Origin of the sequence: Vagococcus fluvialis (assembly GCF_003337315.1) — a bacterium.
In the GTDB taxonomy this organism is placed as follows: domain Bacteria; phylum Bacillota; class Bacilli; order Lactobacillales; family Vagococcaceae; genus Vagococcus; species Vagococcus fluvialis.
On sequence record NZ_QPJV01000006.1, the window covers coordinates 48,792 to 69,751 of the forward strand.

The 20,960-nt window shown below is 32.7% G+C and carries 19 protein-coding genes and 2 other annotated features; of the genes, 16 read left to right on the plus strand and 3 right to left on the minus strand.

Annotation, left to right across the window (positions count from 1 at the left end; genetic code table 11):
• Window positions 1-65 precede the first annotated feature (65 nt).
• Window positions 66-602 carry a biotin transporter BioY gene (locus DFR54_RS07395; RefSeq protein WP_114289682.1) on the plus strand — a complete coding sequence of 179 codons (537 nt, stop codon included), beginning with the start codon at window positions 66-68 and terminating at the stop codon, window positions 600-602.
• A gap of 177 nt (window positions 603-779) precedes the next feature.
• Here DFR54_RS07395 and DFR54_RS07400 read toward each other — a convergent pair whose 3' ends face one another.
• Window positions 780-1,433 carry a carbonic anhydrase family protein gene (locus tag DFR54_RS07400; protein WP_114289683.1) on the minus strand — a complete coding sequence of 218 codons (654 nt, stop codon included), beginning with the start codon at window positions 1,431-1,433 and terminating at the stop codon, window positions 780-782.
• 181 nt (window positions 1,434-1,614) lie between these two features.
• Window positions 1,615-1,855, plus strand: a binding site (T-box leader).
• A 42-nt stretch (window positions 1,856-1,897) separates the two neighbouring features.
• Window positions 1,898-2,141 (plus strand) — a binding site (T-box leader).
• 62 nt (window positions 2,142-2,203) lie between these two features.
• On the opposite strand from DFR54_RS07400, the gene DFR54_RS07405 reads away from it, so the two are divergent.
• The 4 genes from DFR54_RS07405 to DFR54_RS07420 all read left to right on the plus strand — a co-directional run bounded on the left by DFR54_RS07405 (window position 2,204) and on the right by DFR54_RS07420 (window position 5,540).
• The gene (locus DFR54_RS07405; protein ID WP_114289684.1) at window positions 2,204-3,280 is read left to right on the plus strand and encodes a methionine ABC transporter ATP-binding protein; all 1,077 of its coding nucleotides are present in this window, start codon (window positions 2,204-2,206) and stop codon (window positions 3,278-3,280) included.
• On the plus strand, window positions 3,280-3,960 hold the full coding sequence (locus tag DFR54_RS07410) for a methionine ABC transporter permease (RefSeq protein ID WP_114289685.1): 681 nt from the start codon (window positions 3,280-3,282) through the stop codon (window positions 3,958-3,960). The genes DFR54_RS07405 and DFR54_RS07410 overlap by 1 nt, the downstream gene beginning before the upstream one ends.
• A 13-nt stretch (window positions 3,961-3,973) precedes the next feature.
• Entirely contained in the window at window positions 3,974-4,813 is an 840-nt protein-coding gene (locus tag DFR54_RS07415) for a MetQ/NlpA family ABC transporter substrate-binding protein (RefSeq protein ID WP_114289686.1), read from the plus strand.
• Window positions 4,814-4,940: 127 nt separating this feature from the next.
• On the plus strand, window positions 4,941-5,540 hold the full coding sequence (locus DFR54_RS07420; RefSeq protein ID WP_207026995.1) for a YitT family protein: 600 nt from the start codon (window positions 4,941-4,943) through the stop codon (window positions 5,538-5,540).
• A gap of 57 nt (window positions 5,541-5,597) precedes the next feature.
• On the opposite strand, the gene DFR54_RS07425 is transcribed toward DFR54_RS07420, so the two are convergent.
• Window positions 5,598-6,992 (minus strand): 6-phospho-beta-glucosidase, encoded by a 1,395-nt coding sequence (locus tag DFR54_RS07425; protein ID WP_086342381.1) that lies wholly within the window; start codon window positions 6,990-6,992, stop codon window positions 5,598-5,600.
• A 117-nt stretch (window positions 6,993-7,109) separates the two neighbouring features.
• Here DFR54_RS07425 and DFR54_RS07430 point away from each other — a divergent pair, with 117 nt between their 5' ends.
• Window positions 7,110-8,087, plus strand: coding sequence for a LacI family DNA-binding transcriptional regulator (locus tag DFR54_RS07430; RefSeq protein ID WP_114289688.1), 978 nt, complete (start codon window positions 7,110-7,112; stop codon window positions 8,085-8,087).
• 24 nt (window positions 8,088-8,111) lie between these two features.
• Here DFR54_RS07430 and glmL read toward each other — a convergent pair whose 3' ends face one another.
• Window positions 8,112-9,500 (minus strand): methylaspartate mutase accessory protein GlmL, encoded by a 1,389-nt coding sequence (gene glmL, locus DFR54_RS07435; protein WP_114289689.1) that lies wholly within the window; start codon window positions 9,498-9,500, stop codon window positions 8,112-8,114.
• A gap of 659 nt (window positions 9,501-10,159) precedes the next feature.
• On the opposite strand from glmL, the gene ftcD reads away from it, so the two are divergent.
• From ftcD to DFR54_RS07485, 10 genes are all read left to right on the plus strand, one after another.
• On the plus strand, window positions 10,160-11,059 hold the full coding sequence (ftcD, locus tag DFR54_RS07440; RefSeq protein ID WP_086342384.1) for a glutamate formimidoyltransferase: 900 nt from the start codon (window positions 10,160-10,162) through the stop codon (window positions 11,057-11,059).
• Between the two features lie 15 nt (window positions 11,060-11,074).
• Entirely contained in the window at window positions 11,075-11,701 is a 627-nt protein-coding gene (locus DFR54_RS07445; protein ID WP_114289690.1) for a cyclodeaminase/cyclohydrolase family protein, read from the plus strand.
• Window positions 11,702-11,745: 44 nt separating this feature from the next.
• Window positions 11,746-13,422 (plus strand): formate--tetrahydrofolate ligase, encoded by a 1,677-nt coding sequence (locus DFR54_RS07450; RefSeq protein ID WP_086342386.1) that lies wholly within the window; start codon window positions 11,746-11,748, stop codon window positions 13,420-13,422.
• 15 nt (window positions 13,423-13,437) lie between these two features.
• Window positions 13,438-14,037, plus strand: a complete 600-nt coding sequence (locus DFR54_RS07455; protein WP_114289691.1) for a HutD family protein — start codon at window positions 13,438-13,440, stop codon at window positions 14,035-14,037.
• A gap of 192 nt (window positions 14,038-14,229) precedes the next feature.
• On the plus strand, window positions 14,230-15,540 hold the full coding sequence (locus DFR54_RS07460) for an APC family permease (protein WP_114289692.1): 1,311 nt from the start codon (window positions 14,230-14,232) through the stop codon (window positions 15,538-15,540).
• An 84-nt stretch (window positions 15,541-15,624) separates the two neighbouring features.
• The gene (hutH, locus tag DFR54_RS07465) at window positions 15,625-17,178 is read left to right on the plus strand and encodes a histidine ammonia-lyase (RefSeq protein WP_114289693.1); all 1,554 of its coding nucleotides are present in this window, start codon (window positions 15,625-15,627) and stop codon (window positions 17,176-17,178) included.
• A gap of 98 nt (window positions 17,179-17,276) precedes the next feature.
• Entirely contained in the window at window positions 17,277-18,575 is a 1,299-nt protein-coding gene (gene hisS, locus DFR54_RS07470) for a histidine--tRNA ligase (RefSeq protein WP_114289694.1), read from the plus strand.
• Between the two features lie 36 nt (window positions 18,576-18,611).
• Window positions 18,612-19,484 (plus strand): YitT family protein, encoded by an 873-nt coding sequence (locus DFR54_RS07475; RefSeq protein ID WP_114289760.1) that lies wholly within the window; start codon window positions 18,612-18,614, stop codon window positions 19,482-19,484.
• A 21-nt stretch (window positions 19,485-19,505) separates the two neighbouring features.
• Window positions 19,506-19,946 carry a GNAT family N-acetyltransferase gene (locus DFR54_RS07480; RefSeq protein WP_086342391.1) on the plus strand — a complete coding sequence of 147 codons (441 nt, stop codon included), beginning with the start codon at window positions 19,506-19,508 and terminating at the stop codon, window positions 19,944-19,946.
• A gap of 113 nt (window positions 19,947-20,059) precedes the next feature.
• Entirely contained in the window at window positions 20,060-20,947 is an 888-nt protein-coding gene (locus DFR54_RS07485; RefSeq protein WP_114289695.1) for a diacylglycerol/lipid kinase family protein, read from the plus strand.
• Window positions 20,948-20,960: the final 13 nt, after the last annotated feature.

The window sequence follows — 20,960 nt, forward strand, 5'->3', positions numbered from 1 at the left end:
TTTCGATTTAAAGTTGACAATAAATTTTTTTCTTTTTATAATAATAAAACGAAAGGAGTTTATTTATGAATCAATTAACTGTTAAACAAATTAGTCGGATAGGGATTTTTACTGCTTTAACGATTATTTTATCTCAAATGAGTATTCCAATGCCTTACGGGGTTCCAATGACTTTACAAACCTTTATTATTCCTTTGGTGGCATTAATATTAGGTAAAAAAGAAGGAACTTTTGTAGCATCTATTTATATATTATTAGGGTTAGTCGGATTACCAGTTTTTGCTGGTTTTTCTGGTGGGGCAAGTATTTTCTTTGGGCCAACTGGAGGTTTTATTTTTTCTTTCCCAATTATGGCCTACTTATCAGGTATTGCTAAGGAAAAAGAATCAAGCACAAGTGCTTTGTTTTGGTTATCTTTAGGAACGGCTCTTAACTTATTGATTGGCATGTTTTATTTTTCATTTGTTACATCAAGTACTTTAGTGGTGGCTTTCACAGCCTGCGTTCTACCTTTTATTCCAACAGCGATTATTAAAGTGGCTTTAGTTTACCTAGTAGGTAAAAAATTAAGCCCTCTAGTTTATAGAAGTGCTAGTGTATAAGAAAAAGGGGCTGTGACATATTTATGTCACAGCCCCTTTTTTTTATACTAAACGGTGTCACAGAAGTAGCTTCTACGGAAATAAGCCGAAAATCACAAAAATTTGAAAAGAAATTTTCGTGATTTCCTTCTTATTTTTTGAAGCTGAACACTTCTGTCACAACCTCTTCTTTATTTATTAAAATACCTTTTTTAAGACTGTTCTACCGTTAATTTCTTGTACTTCACGGTAGTTATCTTTATGAATTCTTTTTAGACGTGTTAATTGTTTATTTGAAATAGTCATAGGAGTCATTAAAACATACCATTCAACGTTTTCAGTTAGAGGGGGTGTTGTTAAAGAACCTAAATAATGATAGTAATCAAGTTTTTTAGGAACTAAATTTAATAAATTAATTTTATTATCAAATTCAGTTAAGTTAACATGATTAAGTAATTCATCAATGGTTTTATTTTCTTTCCCAATTTCAAAAAGAACAGCAATCACAGCGATTTTTCCGCTTTCAGATTGATGAACCAAATGGAGTTCTAATGGAAATGATTTACCATCAATAGTATGTTCACCATGTGCATGAAAATGGAATTGCTGAAATTCAAAATTACGGCTATTAATAGAGGCAATACCTTTTAGATAACCTTGTAAACAATAGCCTGTGTTAACAATTGTATCCATTTTTTTGCGATAGCGTAAAACAAGTTCACCATCATCATTCATGGGTTTTGTATCATTGTGAACAATATTAATAGGTGATTGAAATTGGTGGCTTGGGCAAGTCCAAGTATCTTTTTCATTATAATGCCAGTCGACTGGCTCGAATTGCACTTTTTTCATTTTTTTAAAACTCCTTACTTTAAAATAAGTTGTTTAAATCTTACTAAAAAATACTTTGACTTTCAAACAATATGGTCTGGTTCATGAAAAAAATCTAAAAAAGAGATGTATAAAAAAATAATGAACAAAAGGATTGACTTTTGTTTTGAGATGAGATAAATTATTAATCAATATAACAAATGTATTTCCTATGAAGAGAAAAGTATAAATAAGGCGTAGCGTAGAGAGATTTCGGTTGGTGAAAGAAATCGTACAAGTTATTTAGAAAATGGTCTTGGAGGAAAGTTGTCGATAAGTAGGCAACTAACGGGCATACTCAGCCGCTACCATGAGTCCTATAACTCTAATTTTTTTAGAGCGTTAGATGAGGGAAACTAAAAAGTTTCTAAACAAAGGTGGTACCACGATTATTCGTCCTTTATTAGCTAAAAGAGCTAGTAAGAGGGCTTTTTTTATTATATTTTTTTAATGCAGTGATTAAGTAAGTAAAATAGATGAATCATTTAAAGAGAGCTTCGGTAGGTGAAAAGAAGCAATGAGGATATATTTGAAAATGGCTTAAGAGCATTTTTTATTCGAGTTAATTAATATTAATAAGAGTAAAACGGCAGCATCCGTTACCTTGCTAGAGTATGATAGTACTTGAAGAGTAGTTAGATGTGAGTCTAACTAAAAATGAGGTGGTAACGCGTTTAAAACGTCCTCAAAAGCATTGCTAATGTAGCAGTGTTTTTGAGGGCGTTTTTTTATTTTATAAAGGAGTGAGTTAAATGATTGAATTAGAAAATATTAGTGTTAAATTCAAACAAGATAAAAAAGAAATTGTCGCTGTTGATGATGTGTCCTTGTCTATTAAAAAAGGAGAAATTTATGGAATAGTTGGTTATTCAGGTGCTGGAAAAAGTACCTTAGTTAGAGTGATTAATTTGTTACAAGTGCCAACTATAGGAACTGTCAAAATAAAAAAGACATCGTTAACAGATTTAACACAAAAAGAATTAAGAGAAGAACGAAAAAAAATAGGCATGATTTTTCAGCATTTTAATTTAATGAAACAACGAACTATTTATGACAACGTTAATTTTTCATTGAAATATGCCAAATTAAGTAAAGAAGAAAAACATCAAAAAGTGTTAGACTTATTAACTTTAGTAGGACTTGAAGAAAAGATAAATGCTTATCCCAATCAATTGTCTGGTGGACAAAAACAGAGAGTAGCAATTGCCCGTGCTTTAGCTAATGATCCTGATATCCTACTTTGTGATGAAGCAACAAGTGCCCTAGATCCTAAAACAACAGGTCAGATATTAGAGTTATTAAAAGAATTAAATGAAAGTTTAGGACTAACTATTGTTCTGATTACTCATGAGATGCAAGTGGTGAAAAACATCTGCCACCGAGTAGCTGTGATGGAGGATGGCCGCGTTATTGAGGAAAAAAGAAGTGTTGATTTATTTAGTCAACCTGAAAAAGAATTAACAAAAGACTTTATCAGAACAGCAACTCATATTGATCAAGCTTTAGAAACAATTTTAAATCATCCAGTTTTATCTCATTTAGAGGTAAATGAAGAACTAATTGAATTTTCTTATATTGGAAATCAAACAGCAGAACCAATTATTGCAGAACTTTATAGTAAATACCAAGTCAAAACTAATATTTTATATGGGAATATTGAAATAATTCAAGATGTTCCAATTGGTCACTTGATTGTGACTCTTAGCGGTATTAAGAAACAAAGAGAAGAAGCACTTGCTTATTTAGAAGAAAAAGACATCAAAGTTAATCCTTTACTAAGTCAGAATAAAAATAATCAAGTGAATTACTTAGAAAAAGAGGTGGGTTAATGAATCAGTTAATTGGAAAGTGGCTACCTAATGCCTCTCAAATACCAGAAGAATTTATTGCTGCAACAGTTCAAACTATTTATATGGTGATTTGGACAACAGTTATTGCAGGAATACTAGGCATTTTATTAGGATTAATTCTTGTGTTTATTGGACCAAGTGGTATAAAAAGTAAGCCGATTATTTACGGCATTTTAGATAAAATAATCAATACCATTAGATCAATACCATTTATTATTCTACTAACACTTTTAGGTGTTGTGACAAGATTTTTAGTTGGCACGACGATTGGAGAAAAAGCAGCCTTAGTCCCTCTAATTATTGGTGTGATTCCATTTTATGCCCGCCAAATTGAAAATGCCCTTTTAGAGGTGGACCCAGGTGTCATAGAAGCCGCTGAGTCGATGGGAACTTCCCCATTAGGTATTTTATTTAGAGTTTATTTAGTAGAAGGGTTACCAGGAATTATTAGAGTTTCAGCAGTAACAGTTATTAACATAATTGGATTTACAGCAATGGCAGGGGCAGTTGGTGCAGGTGGTCTAGGTAATTTAGCTGTTACAAGAGGTTATAACAGATTCCAAACAGATGTCACTATAGTAGCAACATTACTTATTTTAGTTTTAGTTTTTTTTAGTCAGTGGGTTAGTAATATTATTATAAAAAAAGTAAGTCATTAAAGGAGAAGATATTATGAAAAAAATTATCAAATATGGATTATTATTAGTCGCTTTAGCAGGAGTTGCAACAGCTTGTTCTAAAGGAGAATCTAAAAAAGGTGAAGGAGAAACAAAAACAGTTAAGCTGGGTATAATTGGAGATGATACAGACGTATGGGATGACGTTAAAAACCGCTTAAAAGATGAAGGGATTAAGTTAGAGTATGTTAAATTTAGTGACTACAATCAACCTAATAGTGCTTTAGCAGATGGTTCAATTGATTTAAATGCTTTCCAACACCAGTTTTTCTTAGATAACTATAACAAAGAACATGGAACTGATTTAGTTTCAATTGGAAATACAGTCAATGCTCCAATGGCTATTTTTTCTGAAAAAGTCAAAGATATTAAAGATGTCAAAGATGGTGGGGAAGTAGCGATTCCAAATGATGTCACAAACGGTGGTCGTGCACTTTTATTACTTCAAACAGCAGGGTTAATTAAAATAGATGAAAAAGCAGGTATTACACCTACAGTTTCAGATATTACTGAAAACAGTAAAAATTTAAAAATTACAGAATTAGATGCGTCTCAAACAGCACGAGCTTTACAAGATGTTGATTTGTCGGTTATTAATAGTGGTGTAGCAGTTGATGCTGGTTTTAATCCTCAAAAAGATTCTATTTTCGCAGAACCAGTTGATGAAAACTCAAAACCATATGTTAATATTATTGTTTCGAGAAAAGAAGATGAGAAAAATGAAACATATCAAAAAATCGTAGATGCTTACCAAACAGATGAAACAAAAAAAGTAATCGATGAAACATCAAAAAATACAAGTTTTCCTGCTTGGGAAACATTCGGTAGAAAATAAATTAAAAAGTAATGGGATTGTAGAGAAGTTATAAAACTTAAATCTGCAATTTCATTATTTTTTAATTTAAATAGTATATACTGATAAAGAAATAAAGATAAAAATTGGTATAGAAAGAAGAAGTGAGATGGGGAAAAAACAGTCTGTTGCAATTATAAAAATATTAATTGGTAATCTGTTAATGGGGTTTGCTTATGCAAAGTGGATGAAACCAAATGAAATTATTAATGGTGGTGTCACAAGTGTGGCTATGATTTTAGAAAAAATAACTGGTATAAATATATTGTACTTAACCAATGGTGTCACTATATTGTTGCTATTAATTTGTTTACTCTTTTTAGGTAAAGATAATTTTATCAAGTCTCTATTAAGTAGTATTTTTTATAATCTGTTTTTTAGTTTATTTTATAGCTTGCCTTTTACTGTTCAAGTCAATTTACCAGTCGATTTTTTATTAGCTAGTCTTTTTATTAGTATTGGTTATTATTGTTGTTTATCTTCGAACTCCTCAACAGTGGGAATGGATGTTTTAGCTCTTGTTCTATATAAAAAGAATCCTAAGATAAATATTGCTAAAACAATTCGCTATATTAATTATATTGTTTTAGGTTTTGGTTTATTAGCATATGGTCCAGCATCTGTTATTGTTGGTTTATTGTTTAGTTTTGTTTATTCTTATTTATTGAACCAGTTAATGGAAGCTAATCAAAAAGGAATCTTAATATAAATAGAAAAAGAGTTGCAACCAATAAGTCGCAGCTCTTTTTTCATATAAACACTTTTATTAGTTAGATTTCATTAACTCTTCAACAGCTTTAACTGTTTCTGGTTGTGTTTTTTCAATTTTTTCAATACTATCTTTAAATAATGGTAAATAATCTTTATGAGCAATTAATAGCTCATCTAAAACAGTTTTAGCAATTGTTCCCCCAGGAATTAGAGGATTAACTGTGAAGGCATGTAAAGCAGCTCCGTAGCTACCAGTTGTAGCAGCTTTAATAACAGCTTCTTCCATCCCTTTCATGTTTTGAATAATACCGCGAGCTGCCGGTGGGAAACTTCCCCAGTTATATGGCTCTGGTCCGTGAGATGTTACTGGTCCAGAAACTTCAACAATACAGTCATATGGTAAGTCTGTAATCGTACCATTATTTTGTGTTGAAACAACCATGTCAGTGCGTTTGTCATTGTAAATAGAAGCAATTAACTCACAGGCAGCATCACTATAATGTGTTCCACCACGTTGTTCTAATTCTTTTGGTTTGTAGTCTAAGTTAGGATCTTTATATAATTCGAATAATTTTTCTTCAGTACCTTTAACAACTTGTGCTCTTGTTTCACCGCGTTCAAATTCTTCAATAGAATGTTTTAACATTTCATCTTCAATATAGTAATAACGGTGGTAACCACAAGGAAGTAATCCTAAGTCTTTTAATTGCTCATAGTGGAAAGGAGCATCCCAAATATTTTTTAGGTGACTTTCTTGTTCTTCTTTTGGTCCGTATATTAAGTCGATTAATTCATCTGTACGTTCTTTACCTTCTTTATCCCAAACACGGTGCCAGTGGAAGTGGTTAATTCCAGCAAATTTAAAGAATAAATCTTCTTCTGGTAAACCTAATTTTTCAGCAGCTTGTTTTTTGTGGCCAATTGGAACGTTACAAAGACCAGCAGTTTTAGACCAACCACCAACTTTAATAGCAGCTTCAGTAACCATACCAGCTGGGTTTGTAAAGTTAACTAACCAAGCATCTGGACAAAGTTCTTTCATGTCTTCAATAATGTCTAAAATAACAGGAATTGTTCTCAATGCTTTAAAGATCCCTCCAGCACCGTTTGTTTCTTGACCTAAAATTCCGTGTGATAATGGAATTCTTTCATCTTTAACACGTGCTTCAAGTAAACCAACTCTAAACTGTGTTGAAACAAAGTCAGCATCTTTTAAAGCTTCACGGCGATCTAAAGTTAAATGAACGCTCCAGTCTAAGCCTGCTGCTTTTACCATACGTTTTGCCATTTCACCAACGATTTCTAATTTTTCGCGACCTTCTTCAATGTCAACTAACCAAATCTCTTTGATTGGTAGCTCATCTTTACGTTTAATATATCCTTCAATTAATTCTGGTGTATAACTAGAACCTCCACCAATTGTTGCAATTTTTAAGGCATCTCTACTCATAAAATTTCCTCCTAAATGGCTTATTAATTCGCTTACAAATATAGGGTACATTGTGGGAATGTTCCCATGTCAAGCTTTTTTATGATAAAATATAAGAAAAGAAAGTAGGGGTGACTTTTGGCAACGATTATTGATGTAGCAAAAAAAGCTGGCGTTTCTAAATCAACAGTTTCTAGAGTACTAACAAATAATGGATATGTCAGTGAAGAAAGTAAACAAAAAGTGCTGGATGCTATGGATGAAATTGGCTACATTCCTAACTTACTAGCAAGACAACTACAATCAGGTGTTACTAAAACAATAGGCTTTATTGCACCAAGTTATATGAGCTCCATGGGGAAATTTTTACAAGTTTTTATGGAAAGTGCTAAAAATAATGGCTACTTTGTGAACTTATACTTAACAAGTGGAGATAAACAAAAAGAAATAGAAGCTTTAAATCAATTGAAATATAAACAAGTAGACGGCATTTTTATTTTAACGAGGACAAATGAGTGGGATGTCATTAAACCTTTTAAACAATACGGGCCACTTTCAACATGGAACCGAATAGAAGAAGATTGGATTTACTCATCTTTTGTGGATCATTACGAAGGCTATTTAATGGCTCTAAATTATTTATATAGACAAGGTTATCAAAAAATTGGGCATGTTTTAGGGTTTTATAAAAATTTAAACACAAAAGCTAGAGTTAAAGCATTGAAAGAATTTCATGAAGTTAATCATCTTCCTTTAGATGAGAAATGGCTGATTCAATCTAATTTCAAAAAAAATGGTGGTAGGCAAATTGCTAATATGTGGGTAGAAAGTACAGATAGACCAGAAGTTTTGGCTTTTTATTCAGACCAAACGGCTGCTGAGTTTATTTCAGAAATTGAGTTATTGGGATTTTCTTGCCCGAAAGATGTTGGTGTTTTAGGATTTGATAATAATGAAGTCAGTGAGCTAATGCATATTTCGACAGTGGATTACTCTTTAGAAAAACAGGCTTCTAATTCTTTTGCTTATTTATATAACGAACTTAATGAGAAAAAAATTCCCATTCAAGAATTAAAAATTCAATTAATAGAAAGAAAAACATTAAGAAGGTTGTGACAGAAACATGTCACAACCTTCTCTTTACAATTTAACTAAGTATTTTTTTAATATATTAAGAGCAATGTCTGGGTAGAGTGTTGATAATAATCCCATCGCCGATAAAATATAGGTTTTATCAAGATAAAAATTAGGATTTGTCGGCATTAGATAAAAATCATCTTCTTTTTTTAAACAAGCTTCTAAAATAGTTTTGGGATTCTGACTATTAACTAAAACACCACCAGTAGCAATAACAGCTTTAAATTGACTTAAATCTTTACCTGTTTGGAAAAGAAGTGTTCTATTAGGTGTTGGCTCCCTGCGATAAAAACCAGCGTGACGATTAAAAGCAGTTGTAATAGCTAGTTTGCTCATTGTTTCGTCAAAGACAATATCTTTATCTGTTTGACTAACAAAATCAGGATGCTCGGAACGGTAAAAACATTTTTCAAAAATGTCATCTGAGCTTAACCTTGGCAAATAAGTTTTAAATAAAGGATAACCTGTTGATTCTAGCAAACTAAGAGCAGAATAACGCATTCCTAAATCTCCTTCTACAGTTCGTTTAGCAAAGGGTTCTTGAAGTCCTTCCATAGTGATAGAAGAATTCTTTGGCTTACCAGAACCAATGGAGTGAATATCCGTTGTAGCTCCGCCAATATCAGCAATAATAACTTCCTCAAAGCCACTAATGTTATCAGTTCCCTTTGAAAGAAGTTCAGCTGCAAGTAAAACTGCTGTTGGAGTAGGCATAACTATTTTACCTACTTGATCAGAAATAGTAGAAATCCCTTTTGCTTCAACTATTTTCTCCATAAAAATAGTGCGAAGCAATTCTCTTGTTGGTAAAGGGTTTATGTGATTAATTTGAGGCATAACATTCTCAGAAAAAAAATAGGGCAGAGAAGTCTTTTTTAAAATATTATCTATAGTAGGATTTGCATCCTCATTTCCGGCAATAACAATAGGAATATGTAATTTAAGACGCGTCAGTTGTTTTATATCATTGATAATTCCTGTTGTGTTCCCTCCAGTTGTTCCACCACTAACTAAAATAATATCTGGAGCAAGTTCCTCAATCTCCTCAATGTCAGCCTCTTTTAAGCCGTAACTATAAACATTTAACATTCTTGTACCAGCACCTAGTGCAACTCGTTTACTCGCTTCCGCAGTTAAAGTTTTAGATAACCCAATAGCAATCATTTTAAATCCGCCTTTAGCTGAAGAGCAAGCTAATTGATGTTTGAAGGTTATATGAGGTTTGTTTATTTTCTCTAATAACTCACCCTTAGCTAACTCAAAACCTTCCATTATATTAGTAGAAACAGTTGTCTTACTTTTAGCTGTAGCCAAAATTTCTTCTATTTCTAAATCAACAGCTGTTAATTTAGTGAAGGTACTACCGAAATCTATTAATAAACAGGCTTCCATTTATAACAGTCCTTTCTATTGTAAAATCAAAATAGGTATTATTTATAGAAAATAAAAAATTAATCAGAAAAAAATATTTGTTATTTTATTTTTATTTTTTTAAAAATAAACGTCTAAAACTCGTCTAAGAGAATAGAATAAGATATTAATAAGCACTATTAAATTAGATAATTCATTTAAAATTATTTAGGTTAAGTTCAATTTGAATAGAAAAGTAAGAAACTTGATTATTTTTATCTATCTAAAATAGGAAATAACTATAAGGGGAGCAATCATCTGAAAGGTTTTAGCGCTCTTAGTTCATAATAGAAAGTTTGGTGTCAAAAAAATGTCAAAAATTTTTTAGTCTGATTGTTAAAAAAAATACAAAATAAAACAGTCGGTTTTTCATTTTTAAAATTGTTGGTTAAAAAGAATAAAAGTAGTGTCAAAAGCTTGTAATTTAAGCCTTCTTAGTGGTTGACACTCTAATAAGCTGATGTTATTCTTTGGGTGTCAATGAAAGCGTTATATTTTTTTAGGTAGAGTGAATAATAACAAACTAAGGAGGTTCATCTTGAAATAATTTTATTTATTTTATTTAAGTATAAGGTATAGTTAACTTAGTAAACAAAATTCTTGTTTATTAATAAGTATAAAATAGAAAGGATGTTGTCTCAATGGCAAAAATTATTGAATGTGTTCCAAATTTTAGTGAGGGTCAAAATGAAGCAGTTATTAATGGATTAGTTTCAGTTGCTAAAAGCGTAGGAGGCGTAACACTTTTAGATCATTCTTCAGATGCAAGTCATAACCGTAGTGTATTTACTTTAGTAGGAGATGAAGAAGGAATCCAAGAAGTGGCTTTCCAATTAGTAAAATATGCAAGTGAAAATATTGATATGACAAAACATCACGGAGAGCATCCTAGAATGGGAGCAACTGACGTTGTACCATTTATTCCTATAAAAGACTCATCAGTTGAAGAATGTATTGAAATTTCTAAAAAAGTTGCAAAACGAATCAACGATGAATTAAATATACCAATCTTCTTATATGAAGATTCAGCATCAGTACCAGGACGTAAAAACTTAGCAAGAGTTCGTAAAGGACAATTTGAAGGTATGCCTGAGAAATTATTAGAAGAAGAGTGGGCACCAGACTTTGGTGAAAGAAAAATTCACCCTACAGCAGGAATTACAGCTGTTGGAGCAAGAATGCCTCTTGTAGCCTTTAATGTTAACTTAGATACAGATGATATTACAATTGCAAATAAAATAGCTAAAATTATCCGTGCTTCAGGTGGTGGATTCAAATATGCTAAAGGTATTGGCGTTATGTTAGAAGATAGAAATATTGCTCAAGTATCAATGAACATGGTGAACTTTGAAGGAACTCCATTATATCGTACATTTGAAACAATTCGTTTTGAAGCAAAACGTTATGGTGTCAACATTATTGGAAGTGAAATTATTGGTTTAACACCAGCTAAAGCTTTAATTGATTGTGCTGAGTACTACTTACAAGTAGAAGACTTTGATTACGGCAAACAAGTATTAGAAAATCATTTATTAGGATAAGGAGAGATCATCTAAATGAAATTAGTAGACTTAACAGTAAAAGACTTTGTAGAAGTACTAGGCTCAGACGCTCCAGCTCCTGGTGGAGGATCAGCTGCAGCATTAGCAGCTTCAATGGGAATCTCATTAACTAAAATGGTTTGTGAATTAACAATCGGAAAGAAAAAATATGCTGAATTTGAAGATGAAATTAAGTTAGTATTCGATGAATCAAAAGCCTTACAAAAACATTTATTAGATGCTATTGATAAAGATACAGAAGCCTTTAACGCTGTTTCAGCAGTTTTTGATATGCCAAAAGAAACAGATGATGAAAAAGCAGCAAGAAGAGTTGCTATGCAAACAGCTTTACAAGGAGCGGCTGAATCACCATTTTACATGATGAAATTAATGGTTAATGCCTTAGATGTCACTAAACGTGCTGTTGGAAAATCAAATACTAATGCAGCAAGTGATTTAGGTGTTGCTGCACTTAACTTAAAATCTGGGCTTCAAGGAGCTTGGTTAAATGTGTTAATTAATTTATCAAGTATCAAAGATGAAGAGTTTGTTTTACAACACCGTCAAGAAGGTGAAAAATTACTAGCTAAAGGTAGCCTGCTAGCAGATGAGATTTACGCAGAGATTTTGAAAGTGGTTTAATTAAAAAGATTTTTTTCTAAAACAGAAAGGATGAACGTTTATCTATGTCACATTTATCAGATATCGAAATTGCAAATCAAGTAGAAATGAAACCTATTAAAGAAGTGGTGAAACCTTTAGGAATTGAGGAAGATCAACTCACTTTATATGGTAACTATAAAGCCAAATTAAGTGCGCATGAATTAGAAGCTTTAAAAGAAAAAGAAGATGGCAAGTTAATCTTAGTAACAGCTATTACACCAACTCCAGCTGGAGAAGGTAAGACAACAACTTCTGTTGGTTTAGCTGATGGTTTTAATAAACTAGGTAAAAAAGCAATGATTGCTTTAAGAGAACCTTCTTTAGGACCAGTTTTTGGTGTTAAAGGTGGAGCTGCTGGTGGAGGTCATGCACAAGTAGTTCCAATGGAAGATATTAATTTACATTTTACAGGTGACTTCCATGCCATCGGTGCAGCAAATAACTTACTAGCTGCTTTAATTGACAATCATATCCACCATGGTAATGCTTTAGGTATTGATAGCCGTAATATTACTTGGAAACGAGTAGTGGATATGAATGACCGTCAATTACGTCATATTGTTAATGGTCTTCAAGGTCGTGTGAACGGTGTGCCACGTGAGGATGGTTATGATATTACAGTAGCATCAGAAATTATGGCTGTTTTATGTTTAGCTAACGATCCAGAAGATTTAAAAGTTAAATTAAAACGAATGATTATTGGTTATAATTTTGAAGGTCAACCAGTTACTGCTGGAGATTTAAAAGCTGAAGGTGCTATGGCAGCTTTACTAAAAGATGCGATTCATCCTAACTTAGTCCAAACACTAGAACATACACCAGCGATTATTCACGGTGGACCATTTGCTAATATTGCTCATGGTTGTAACAGTGTTATTGCAACAAAATTAGCTTTAAAATATGCAGATTATGCTATTACAGAAGCTGGATTTGGTGCTGACTTAGGTGCAGAGAAATTTATTGATATTAAATGTCGCTTAGGTAACCTTAAACCAGATGCTGTTGTTTTAGTAGCAACAATTCGAGCACTTAAAATGCATGGTGGAGTTCCTAAGAAAGAATTAGAACCAGAAAATGTTGAAGCCGTTATTGCTGGGTTAACTAACTTAGATAAACATATCCAAAACATTCAAGAAGTATATGGAATGCCAGTAGTAGTAGCTATTAACAAATTCCCACTTGATACAGATGCTGAATTAGTAGCTGTCGAAGAAGCTTGTAAAGAGCGTGGGGTAGATGTTGTTCTTTCAGATGTATGGGCAAATGGTGGTGCAGGAGGAACAGATTTAGCAGAAAAAGTTATTGAATTAACTGAACGTCCTAACAACTTCCAATTTGTTTATGATTTAGAAGATAGTATCGAAGAAAAATTAAACAAAATTGTTCAAAAAGTTTATGGTGGTAAAGGGGTAGACATCGTACCAGCTGCTCGTAAACAATTACAAAAATTAGAAGAGCTAGGGTTTGGTAATATGCCAATTTGTATGGCTAAAACACAATATTCGTTCTCTGATGATCAAACATTAATTGGAGCACCAAAAGATTTTACGGTTACAATTCGTAACTTAAAAGTATCAGCAGGTGCAGGATTTATCGTTGCCTTAACAGGTGCTGTTATGACAATGCCAGGTTTACCAAAATCTCCAGCTTCAGAAAGAATTGATATTGATGCTGAAGGTAATATTACAGGTCTATTCTAAGACTGGGTAAGTAATATGAAAATAATTATAATCTCTGAGGCAGATTATAAAACCTCAACTTGGAGTGGAGGAGAGACAACAGAATTGTTTCTCTTCCCACCAAATGGGGATTATGCCAAAAGAGAATTTGATTTCAGATTATCAACAGCAACTGTTGAGTTAGAGGAAAGTGACTTTACAAGTTTACCTGGATTTGAAAGGTTGATTATGTCTTTAGATAATTCATTAGAATTACATCATCGAAATGTAGATAAGCTAAGAGTCGTTGAGCTTGAACCTTTTGAAGTCGATCAGTTCAGTGGAAGTGATTTAACAAAAAGTTTCGGTAAATGCCAAGATTTTAATCTTATTTATGCTAATGGTTATAAAGGCAATATGAAAACTAAGTATAGTGGAGATGTCACCCAGATATTAAGCGGTGTGACGTGTATTTACTATGCCCTAAAATCAGCAGAATTGAAGATAAAGACTGAAGAATTGGAGCAACAAATAAAAATTAACACAGGAGAATTACTCGTTTTAAGTGAGTTAAAAACGACAACTAATATAGAAATAAATAGTGATAACAAAAAAAGTGAACCTTTAGTAATAGAAGTTAATATTAACCGATCATAAATGATAAGAGAAGATCAAAAATTGTCAAAGCATTCATGACTAAACTTGAAATAGAACGTAAGTGAACCGTCCGTTTCGTCATAAATTTGATTTGGATAGGAAGTCTTTTGATAATCTCTTCATATATATATACAAGATTAGATTAAAAGAACCAAAGTTAGATGATATGACCGATTAGAAAGGGGAAACACTATGAGTTCAGAAACAGAAAATGCAAAATTTAGTTTAGGAGGAGCGACGTTATACGGAATAAACGCCGTTGTCGGCTCTGGGATCTTCTTATTACCAAGAACAATTTATATGGATTTAGGTCCAGCTTCATTACTTGCCATGCTTTTTGATGCTGTTTTAGTTTTATTATTAGCTGTTTGTTTTGCTGAAGTGTCTTGTTACTTTGATAAAAATGGAGGTGCTTTTCAGTACTCAAAATCAGCTTTTGGAGATTTCTTTGGATTTATAGTTGGTTTATTAGGTTGGTTTGTAACTATTATAGCCTGGTCAGCAATGGCATCAGGTTTTGCTAAATTATTAATTATGGCTTTTCCTGCATTAACAGGAATGAATACTATTATTAGTATTGCACTTGTTATTACTTTATCAATTATTAATAGTACTGGATTAAAAACATCAAAAATTTTTACAGTGACAATAACAATTGCTAAGTTAATTCCAATTATTGCCTTTGTTTTTATTGCAATATTCTTCCTTAAAGGTGGCTTTGATAATGGAAACTTTACACCGTTTCTACAGTTAAAAGAAGGAATGACTTTATCAAAAGCCTTAGCTTCAACGTCAATGACAATCTTCTATGCCTTTATTGGATTTGAAGCATTACCTGTTGTAGCAGGTGAGATGAGAGATGCTAAGAAAAATGTACCTAAAGCGATTATAGGTTCAATTAGTATCGTATCAGTTCTTTATTTTATGATTATTGCTGGAACGATTGCCATGTTAGGTGTTGGGATTTTAGAAAGTGGTGCACCAGTACAAGATGCCTTTGGTATGATGGTTGGGCCATGGGGTAAATGGTTAATTTCAGTGGGTGCTTTGATTTCAATCTTAGGACTTAACGTAGGTGATTCTATGATGATTCCTCGTTACGGTGCATCAATTGCAGATGAAGGTTTACTACCTAAAGTTGTTTCTAAGAAAAATTCTAAAGAAGCGCCTTATATCGCTATCATTATATCTTGTGTATTAACTTGTTTATTATTACTAAGTGGTAGTTTCGAACAATTAGCTGAGCTAAGCGTTGTGTTTAGATTCATCCAATACATTCCAACAGCTTTAGCAGTAATATTCTTACGTAAGAAAAACCCAGATATGAAGACAGCTTTTAGATTACCATTTGGTCCGGTGATTCCTATATTAGCAATTGCAGTAAGCGTTTGGATGTTAGCTCAAGGTGCGGATGCTAAGAGTCTGATTGCCGGAGCTGCAGGTATTGTTATTGCAGCAATTGTTTACTTTGCCTTAAATGGAAAAAGAAAACAAGCAAGTTAATTAAGTGATATTAAGGATAAATAAATGGTAATATGAATGAGTTAACTAAATAAAATAGGTTTAAGTCAGTAGGAGGACATGAAAATGAGTGAAACAATTATATTAAATGGTAAAGATTTAACATTGGAACAAGTAATTGAAGTGTCACGTGGTGGCGTTAAAATAGAATTATCAAGTGAAGCGGTTGAAGCAGTAAATGCCTCAAGAAAAATTATTGATGATATTGTAGAAAGTAAACGTACTGTTTACGGAGTTAATACAGGATTTGGTTCATTAGTTAAAGTGAGTATTCCTCAAGAAGAAACACGTCAACTACAAGAGAACTTAATTCGTACTCACTCAAGTGGTTTTGGAGATCCATTAAAAGAAGATGAAGTTCGTGCGATTATGTTAATTCGTGTCAACTCATTACTTAAAGGTTATTCAGGAATCCGTTTATCAACAATTGAAACATTAATGGGTATGTTAAATAATGGAGTGGTTCCTCATATTCCTGAAAAAGGATCATTGGGAGCATCTGGAGATTTAGCGCCATTATCTCATATGGTCTTACCAATGTTAGGATTAGGTCGTGCTTACTTTAACGGTGAATTAATGACTGGTAAAGAAGCAATGGAAAAAGCTGGTGTGCCAGTTATCCATTTAGAGGCAAAAGAAGGTTTAGCATTAATTAATGGAACAACTGTTTTAACAGCTATCGGTGCTTTAGCAACTTATGATTCAATTGAATTATTGAAACTAGCTGATATTGCTGGAGCTTTATCATTAGAAGTTCATAACGGTATCGTTAATGCCTTTGACGAAGAATTACATATTATTCGTCCACATAGTGGTCAATTAGCAACAGCTAAAAATATTCGTCATTTAATTGCTGGTAGTACATTAACAACTCCTGCAACAGCTGAACGTGTGCAAGATGCTTACTCATTAAGATGTATGCCTCAAATTCACGGTGCAAGTAAAGATGCGATTGCTTATGTGAAAGAAAAAGTAGAAATTGAAATTAACTCTGTAACTGATAACCCAATCATTACTCGTAGTGGTGATGTTATCTCTGGTGGTAACTTCCACGGTGAACCAATGGCGCAACCTTTTGATTATTTAGGAATTGGGGCAGCTGAAATTGGAAATGTTTCTGAACGTCGTGTAGAACGCTTAGTAAACACTAACTTAAGTGGCTTACCATCATTCTTAGTTAAACATCCAGGTGTGAACTCTGGTTTCATGATTACTCAATACGCAGCAGCATCATTAGCATCAGAAAATAAAATCTTAGCTCATCCAGCAAGTGTTGACTCAATTACGTCTTGTGAAAACCAAGAAGATTTTGTAAGTATGGGAACGACAGCAGCTCGTACGGCTCGTGATATTTTAATTAACTCACGTCGTATTGTTGCTACTGAAATTATGGCAGCTTGTCAAGCGATTGATTTTGTTTCAGATCGTGGTGTTATGGGTAAAGGAACACAAATTGCGTATGATACATTTAGAAAATATGTTAACTTTATTGATTATGATAAAGACATTGAAATCTATGATGAATTAGAAAAAGCAACAGAAGTTATTACAAGTGGTGTTCTTCTTAAAGCTGTTGAAGAAGCCGTTGATTTAGAAATAGAATTCGATTTTTCTAAATAAGTAGCAGAATAAGTGATAAAAAAGGGAGTTGCTCTTGTGTGGACTCTCTTTTTTTTGTACTATGAACATAATGATAAATAGAGGAAGTGGTTTATAAAATGGGTTATCAAAAACCAAAGGGAACTATGGATATTCTACCTGGTGAAGTAGAAAAATGGCAATACGTAGAAAGTGTTGCAAGAAATGTATTTAAAAAATATGATTTACACGAAGTTAGAACACCAATGTTTGAACATTTAGAAGTTATTATTCGAGGTGTTGGAGATACAACTGATATCGTAACAAAAGAGATGTACGATTTTGAAGACAAAGGCGGACGCCATATTACTTTAAGACCTGAAAACACAGCACCACTTGTTAGATCATATGTAGAAAACAAATTATTTGGGCCAGAGCATCAAAACCCATATAAAGCATTCTACATTGGACCAATGTTCCGTTACGAACGTCCACAAGCTGGTCGCTTGCGTCAATTCCACCAAATCGGAGTAGAGATTATTGGAAGTAGTAATCCAGCTGTTGATGTGGAAGGTATTTTATCTGCCTTAGATTTTTACAAAGAACTGGGAGTAGAGCATACAAAATTAGTTATTAACTCTCTTGGAACAAGAGAATGTCGTATGAAATACCGTCAAGCTTTAATTGATTATTTAGAGCCTAAATTTGATGAGTTGAGTAAAGATTCCAAGCGCCGTTTACATGACAACCCTTTACGTGTTTTAGATAGTAAAGATGAAAAAGATAAAGTGATCGTTGAAAATGCACCTTCTATTTTAGATTATCTAGATGAGTATTCGGCTAATTTCTTCAATGAAGTTAAAGCATTATTAGATGGTTTAGGTGTTGACTATGAAATTGATCACCGCATGGTACGTGGATTAGATTACTATAACCATACCGTATTTGAAATTATGAGTAATGCTCCAGGATTTAATGGTGCCATTACAACTATTTGTGCAGGTGGACGTTATGATGGATTAGTTAAAGAATTTAATGGACCAGAAACTCATGATGCAGCTTTTGGCTATGCCTTAGGTTTAGAAAGAGCAATCATTACAATGGAAGCTGAGGGAGTTGAGATTCCAACAGCGACTGATGTTGATGTCTATGTAGTTGGTTTAGGTGAAACAACTAATATGGAAACGCTGAAATTAACTCAAGCAGCAAGAAATGCAGGTTTTGTTAGTGAGCGTGATTATTTAAACCGCAAAGCAAAAGCGCAATTTAAATCAGCTAATAAAATGAATGCTAAAGTAGTCTTAACTATTGGGGAAGACGAATTAGCTAATAAGATTGTTCGTGTTAAAGATATGGCTAAAAAAGAAGAAGTAGAGATTTCTTTATCTGAAATGTATGCTGATTTTGGTCAAATTATTGGTAAAATAATCGCAGGTTAGAGAAGTAAGAAGGAGTTTTAATTCGTGCATCCGCAATTGAAAGAAAAAGAAGGAACTATTTCAGAATATACACATAAGCTAACGGTTGCTTTTTTGTATGCCTTATTGTATGCTGTGGCATTAAATTTTTTCTGGCGACCAGCTAATATTTATACAGGTGGAATAACAGGTTTTTCTCAAATTTTAACAACTTTATCAGAGAAATTTTTAGGATTTGAACCCTCAATTTCTGTGATTTATTATATTTTAAATGTTCCATTTCTAATTTATGGTTGGTTTAAAATGAATAAAAAGTTAGTTATTTTCACCTTAATAAGTGTTACTTTTGCAACTTTCGCTATAGCTTTAGTACCGCGAGTTGTGTTAACTGAAGATCCAATAGTCTGTGCATTATTTGGTGGAGCTGTTGGAGGGAGTGCTTTAGGTTTAGCCCTTAAAAATGGTATTGCAACTGGTGGTCTTGATATTGGGATTATTGCTATCAGACGTAAAACTGGCAAAAGTATAGGTTCAATTTCAGTGATTATCAATACAATTATTGTTATTGCTGCTGGTTTTTTATTTGGATTTCCCTATGCTTTTTATAGTGTGATTTCTATTTTCGTTAGTGGAAAAGTAACTGATTTTGTTTATACAAAACAACAAAAGATGCAAGTCTTAATCATTACTCGTCAACCTGAAAAAGTTATTGCTTCACTTAAAAAAAGACTTTTAAGAGGAATTACAGTTTTAAATGATGAAGCTGAAGGTGCTTATGACCATGCGCAAAAATCAGTTCTATTAACTGTTATTACAAGGTATGAGATGCAATTATTAGAAGAAGCAATTGAGGAAGCTGATCCAAAAAGTTTTGTTAGTATATCAGAAAATGTTCATACAATTGGTAAGTTTGATGACTTTGGGTTGTAGTCAAAACTTAAGGAGAGCACTATGCTAAATATAAAAAAATATTTGTTTCATGATTTAAAACAACAAGAATTACAGGAATTAGTGTCACTTTATAATCAAATAAGAAAAGAAACGACTACTTGGCTTGATAAAGACGAGGTTACTTTAGAAGATTTCAGTGATCAAGTTGAAGTCGAAACTATTTATATTGCTTATGAAGAAGAAAAAATGGTTGGATTCTTAACTTTTTATGTTCCTGACAATTTTATCCATTTGTTTTTTGTTGATGCAACTAGTCAAGGCAGTGGTATAGGAAGTAAATTGTTAGCAGAAATTGTTTCTGATTTTGAAGGTGAAGAAATTAGTTTGAAATGTTTGATTCACAATAATGCTGCTATTTCATTTTATGAACGTAAGGGATTTACTATAGTTGAGACACATGAATTAGAAAAGAATCAAGGATATCATTTAATGAAAAAATAGGATTGGCTTATGCCAATCTTATTTTTTTCTTTATTTAGTAAGTGATAACAGAAGTATTCTAGAATTTTTGTTACACTTAATGGATAAGAAGATTAGTAAAAGGAGGCCTGTTTATGAAGATATATGGTATATTTTTTAATCCAAATGCTGGAGATGGAAAATCAGAAGAAACAGCTAATCTATTAAAAGAAGAGCTAAGCAAAATTCAGATTGAGTCGAAATTTTTAACAGCCCCTAGTGAAGAGTTAGCTATTGAAAAAATAATGACTTCCTTAGAAACTCTAGATGGCGTAGTGGCAATCGGTGGAGATGGTACACTAAATTGTGTAGGGACAGCATTTATTAGAAGTCAAAAAAGCATTCCCCTTGGCATTATTCCAGGAGGAACCATAAATAATTTTGCCAAGAGATGGCATATTCCACTTAATGTAGAAGAAGCAATTAAAGTTATTATAGAGGGAAAAACAAGAAAAATTAGTATTGGAAAATGTCATGACCGGGCTATAATCAGCTCCTTTACATTTGGTCGCTTGGCAGACATGTCAAATGATGTCAGACAAAGTGAAAAACAAAAATACGGTTTAATTGTTTATCCGTATCAAGCTTTAAAACATATTGGTAGAAAAACTTCTTATTTAATACGTTACAAAACAGAAAAAGAAACAAAAGAATTGAAAACGTGGGTAGCTTTAGCGACAACCACTTCTTATGTCGGTGGGTTACATTATACGATTCACGATGCTAATGCTTTTCATGTTAGTATTTTAAATAATATGTCTTTTTCTAAAGTATTAACTTATTTAAGATATGCGTTTACAGGTGAGCTGAAAAAAGGCAAAGCTGTAACCTATATTGAAACGGAAAAGTTAGAGTTAACCAGTATGGAACAAGGTGTAGATATTCAGTCAAGAATAGATGGAGATAAGGGGCCAAGTTTACCACTAACTTTAGAGTGGGAAAAAGATTTTATCGATTTAATGATACCTATTAAAAACGACTAATCCTTTTTAGGAT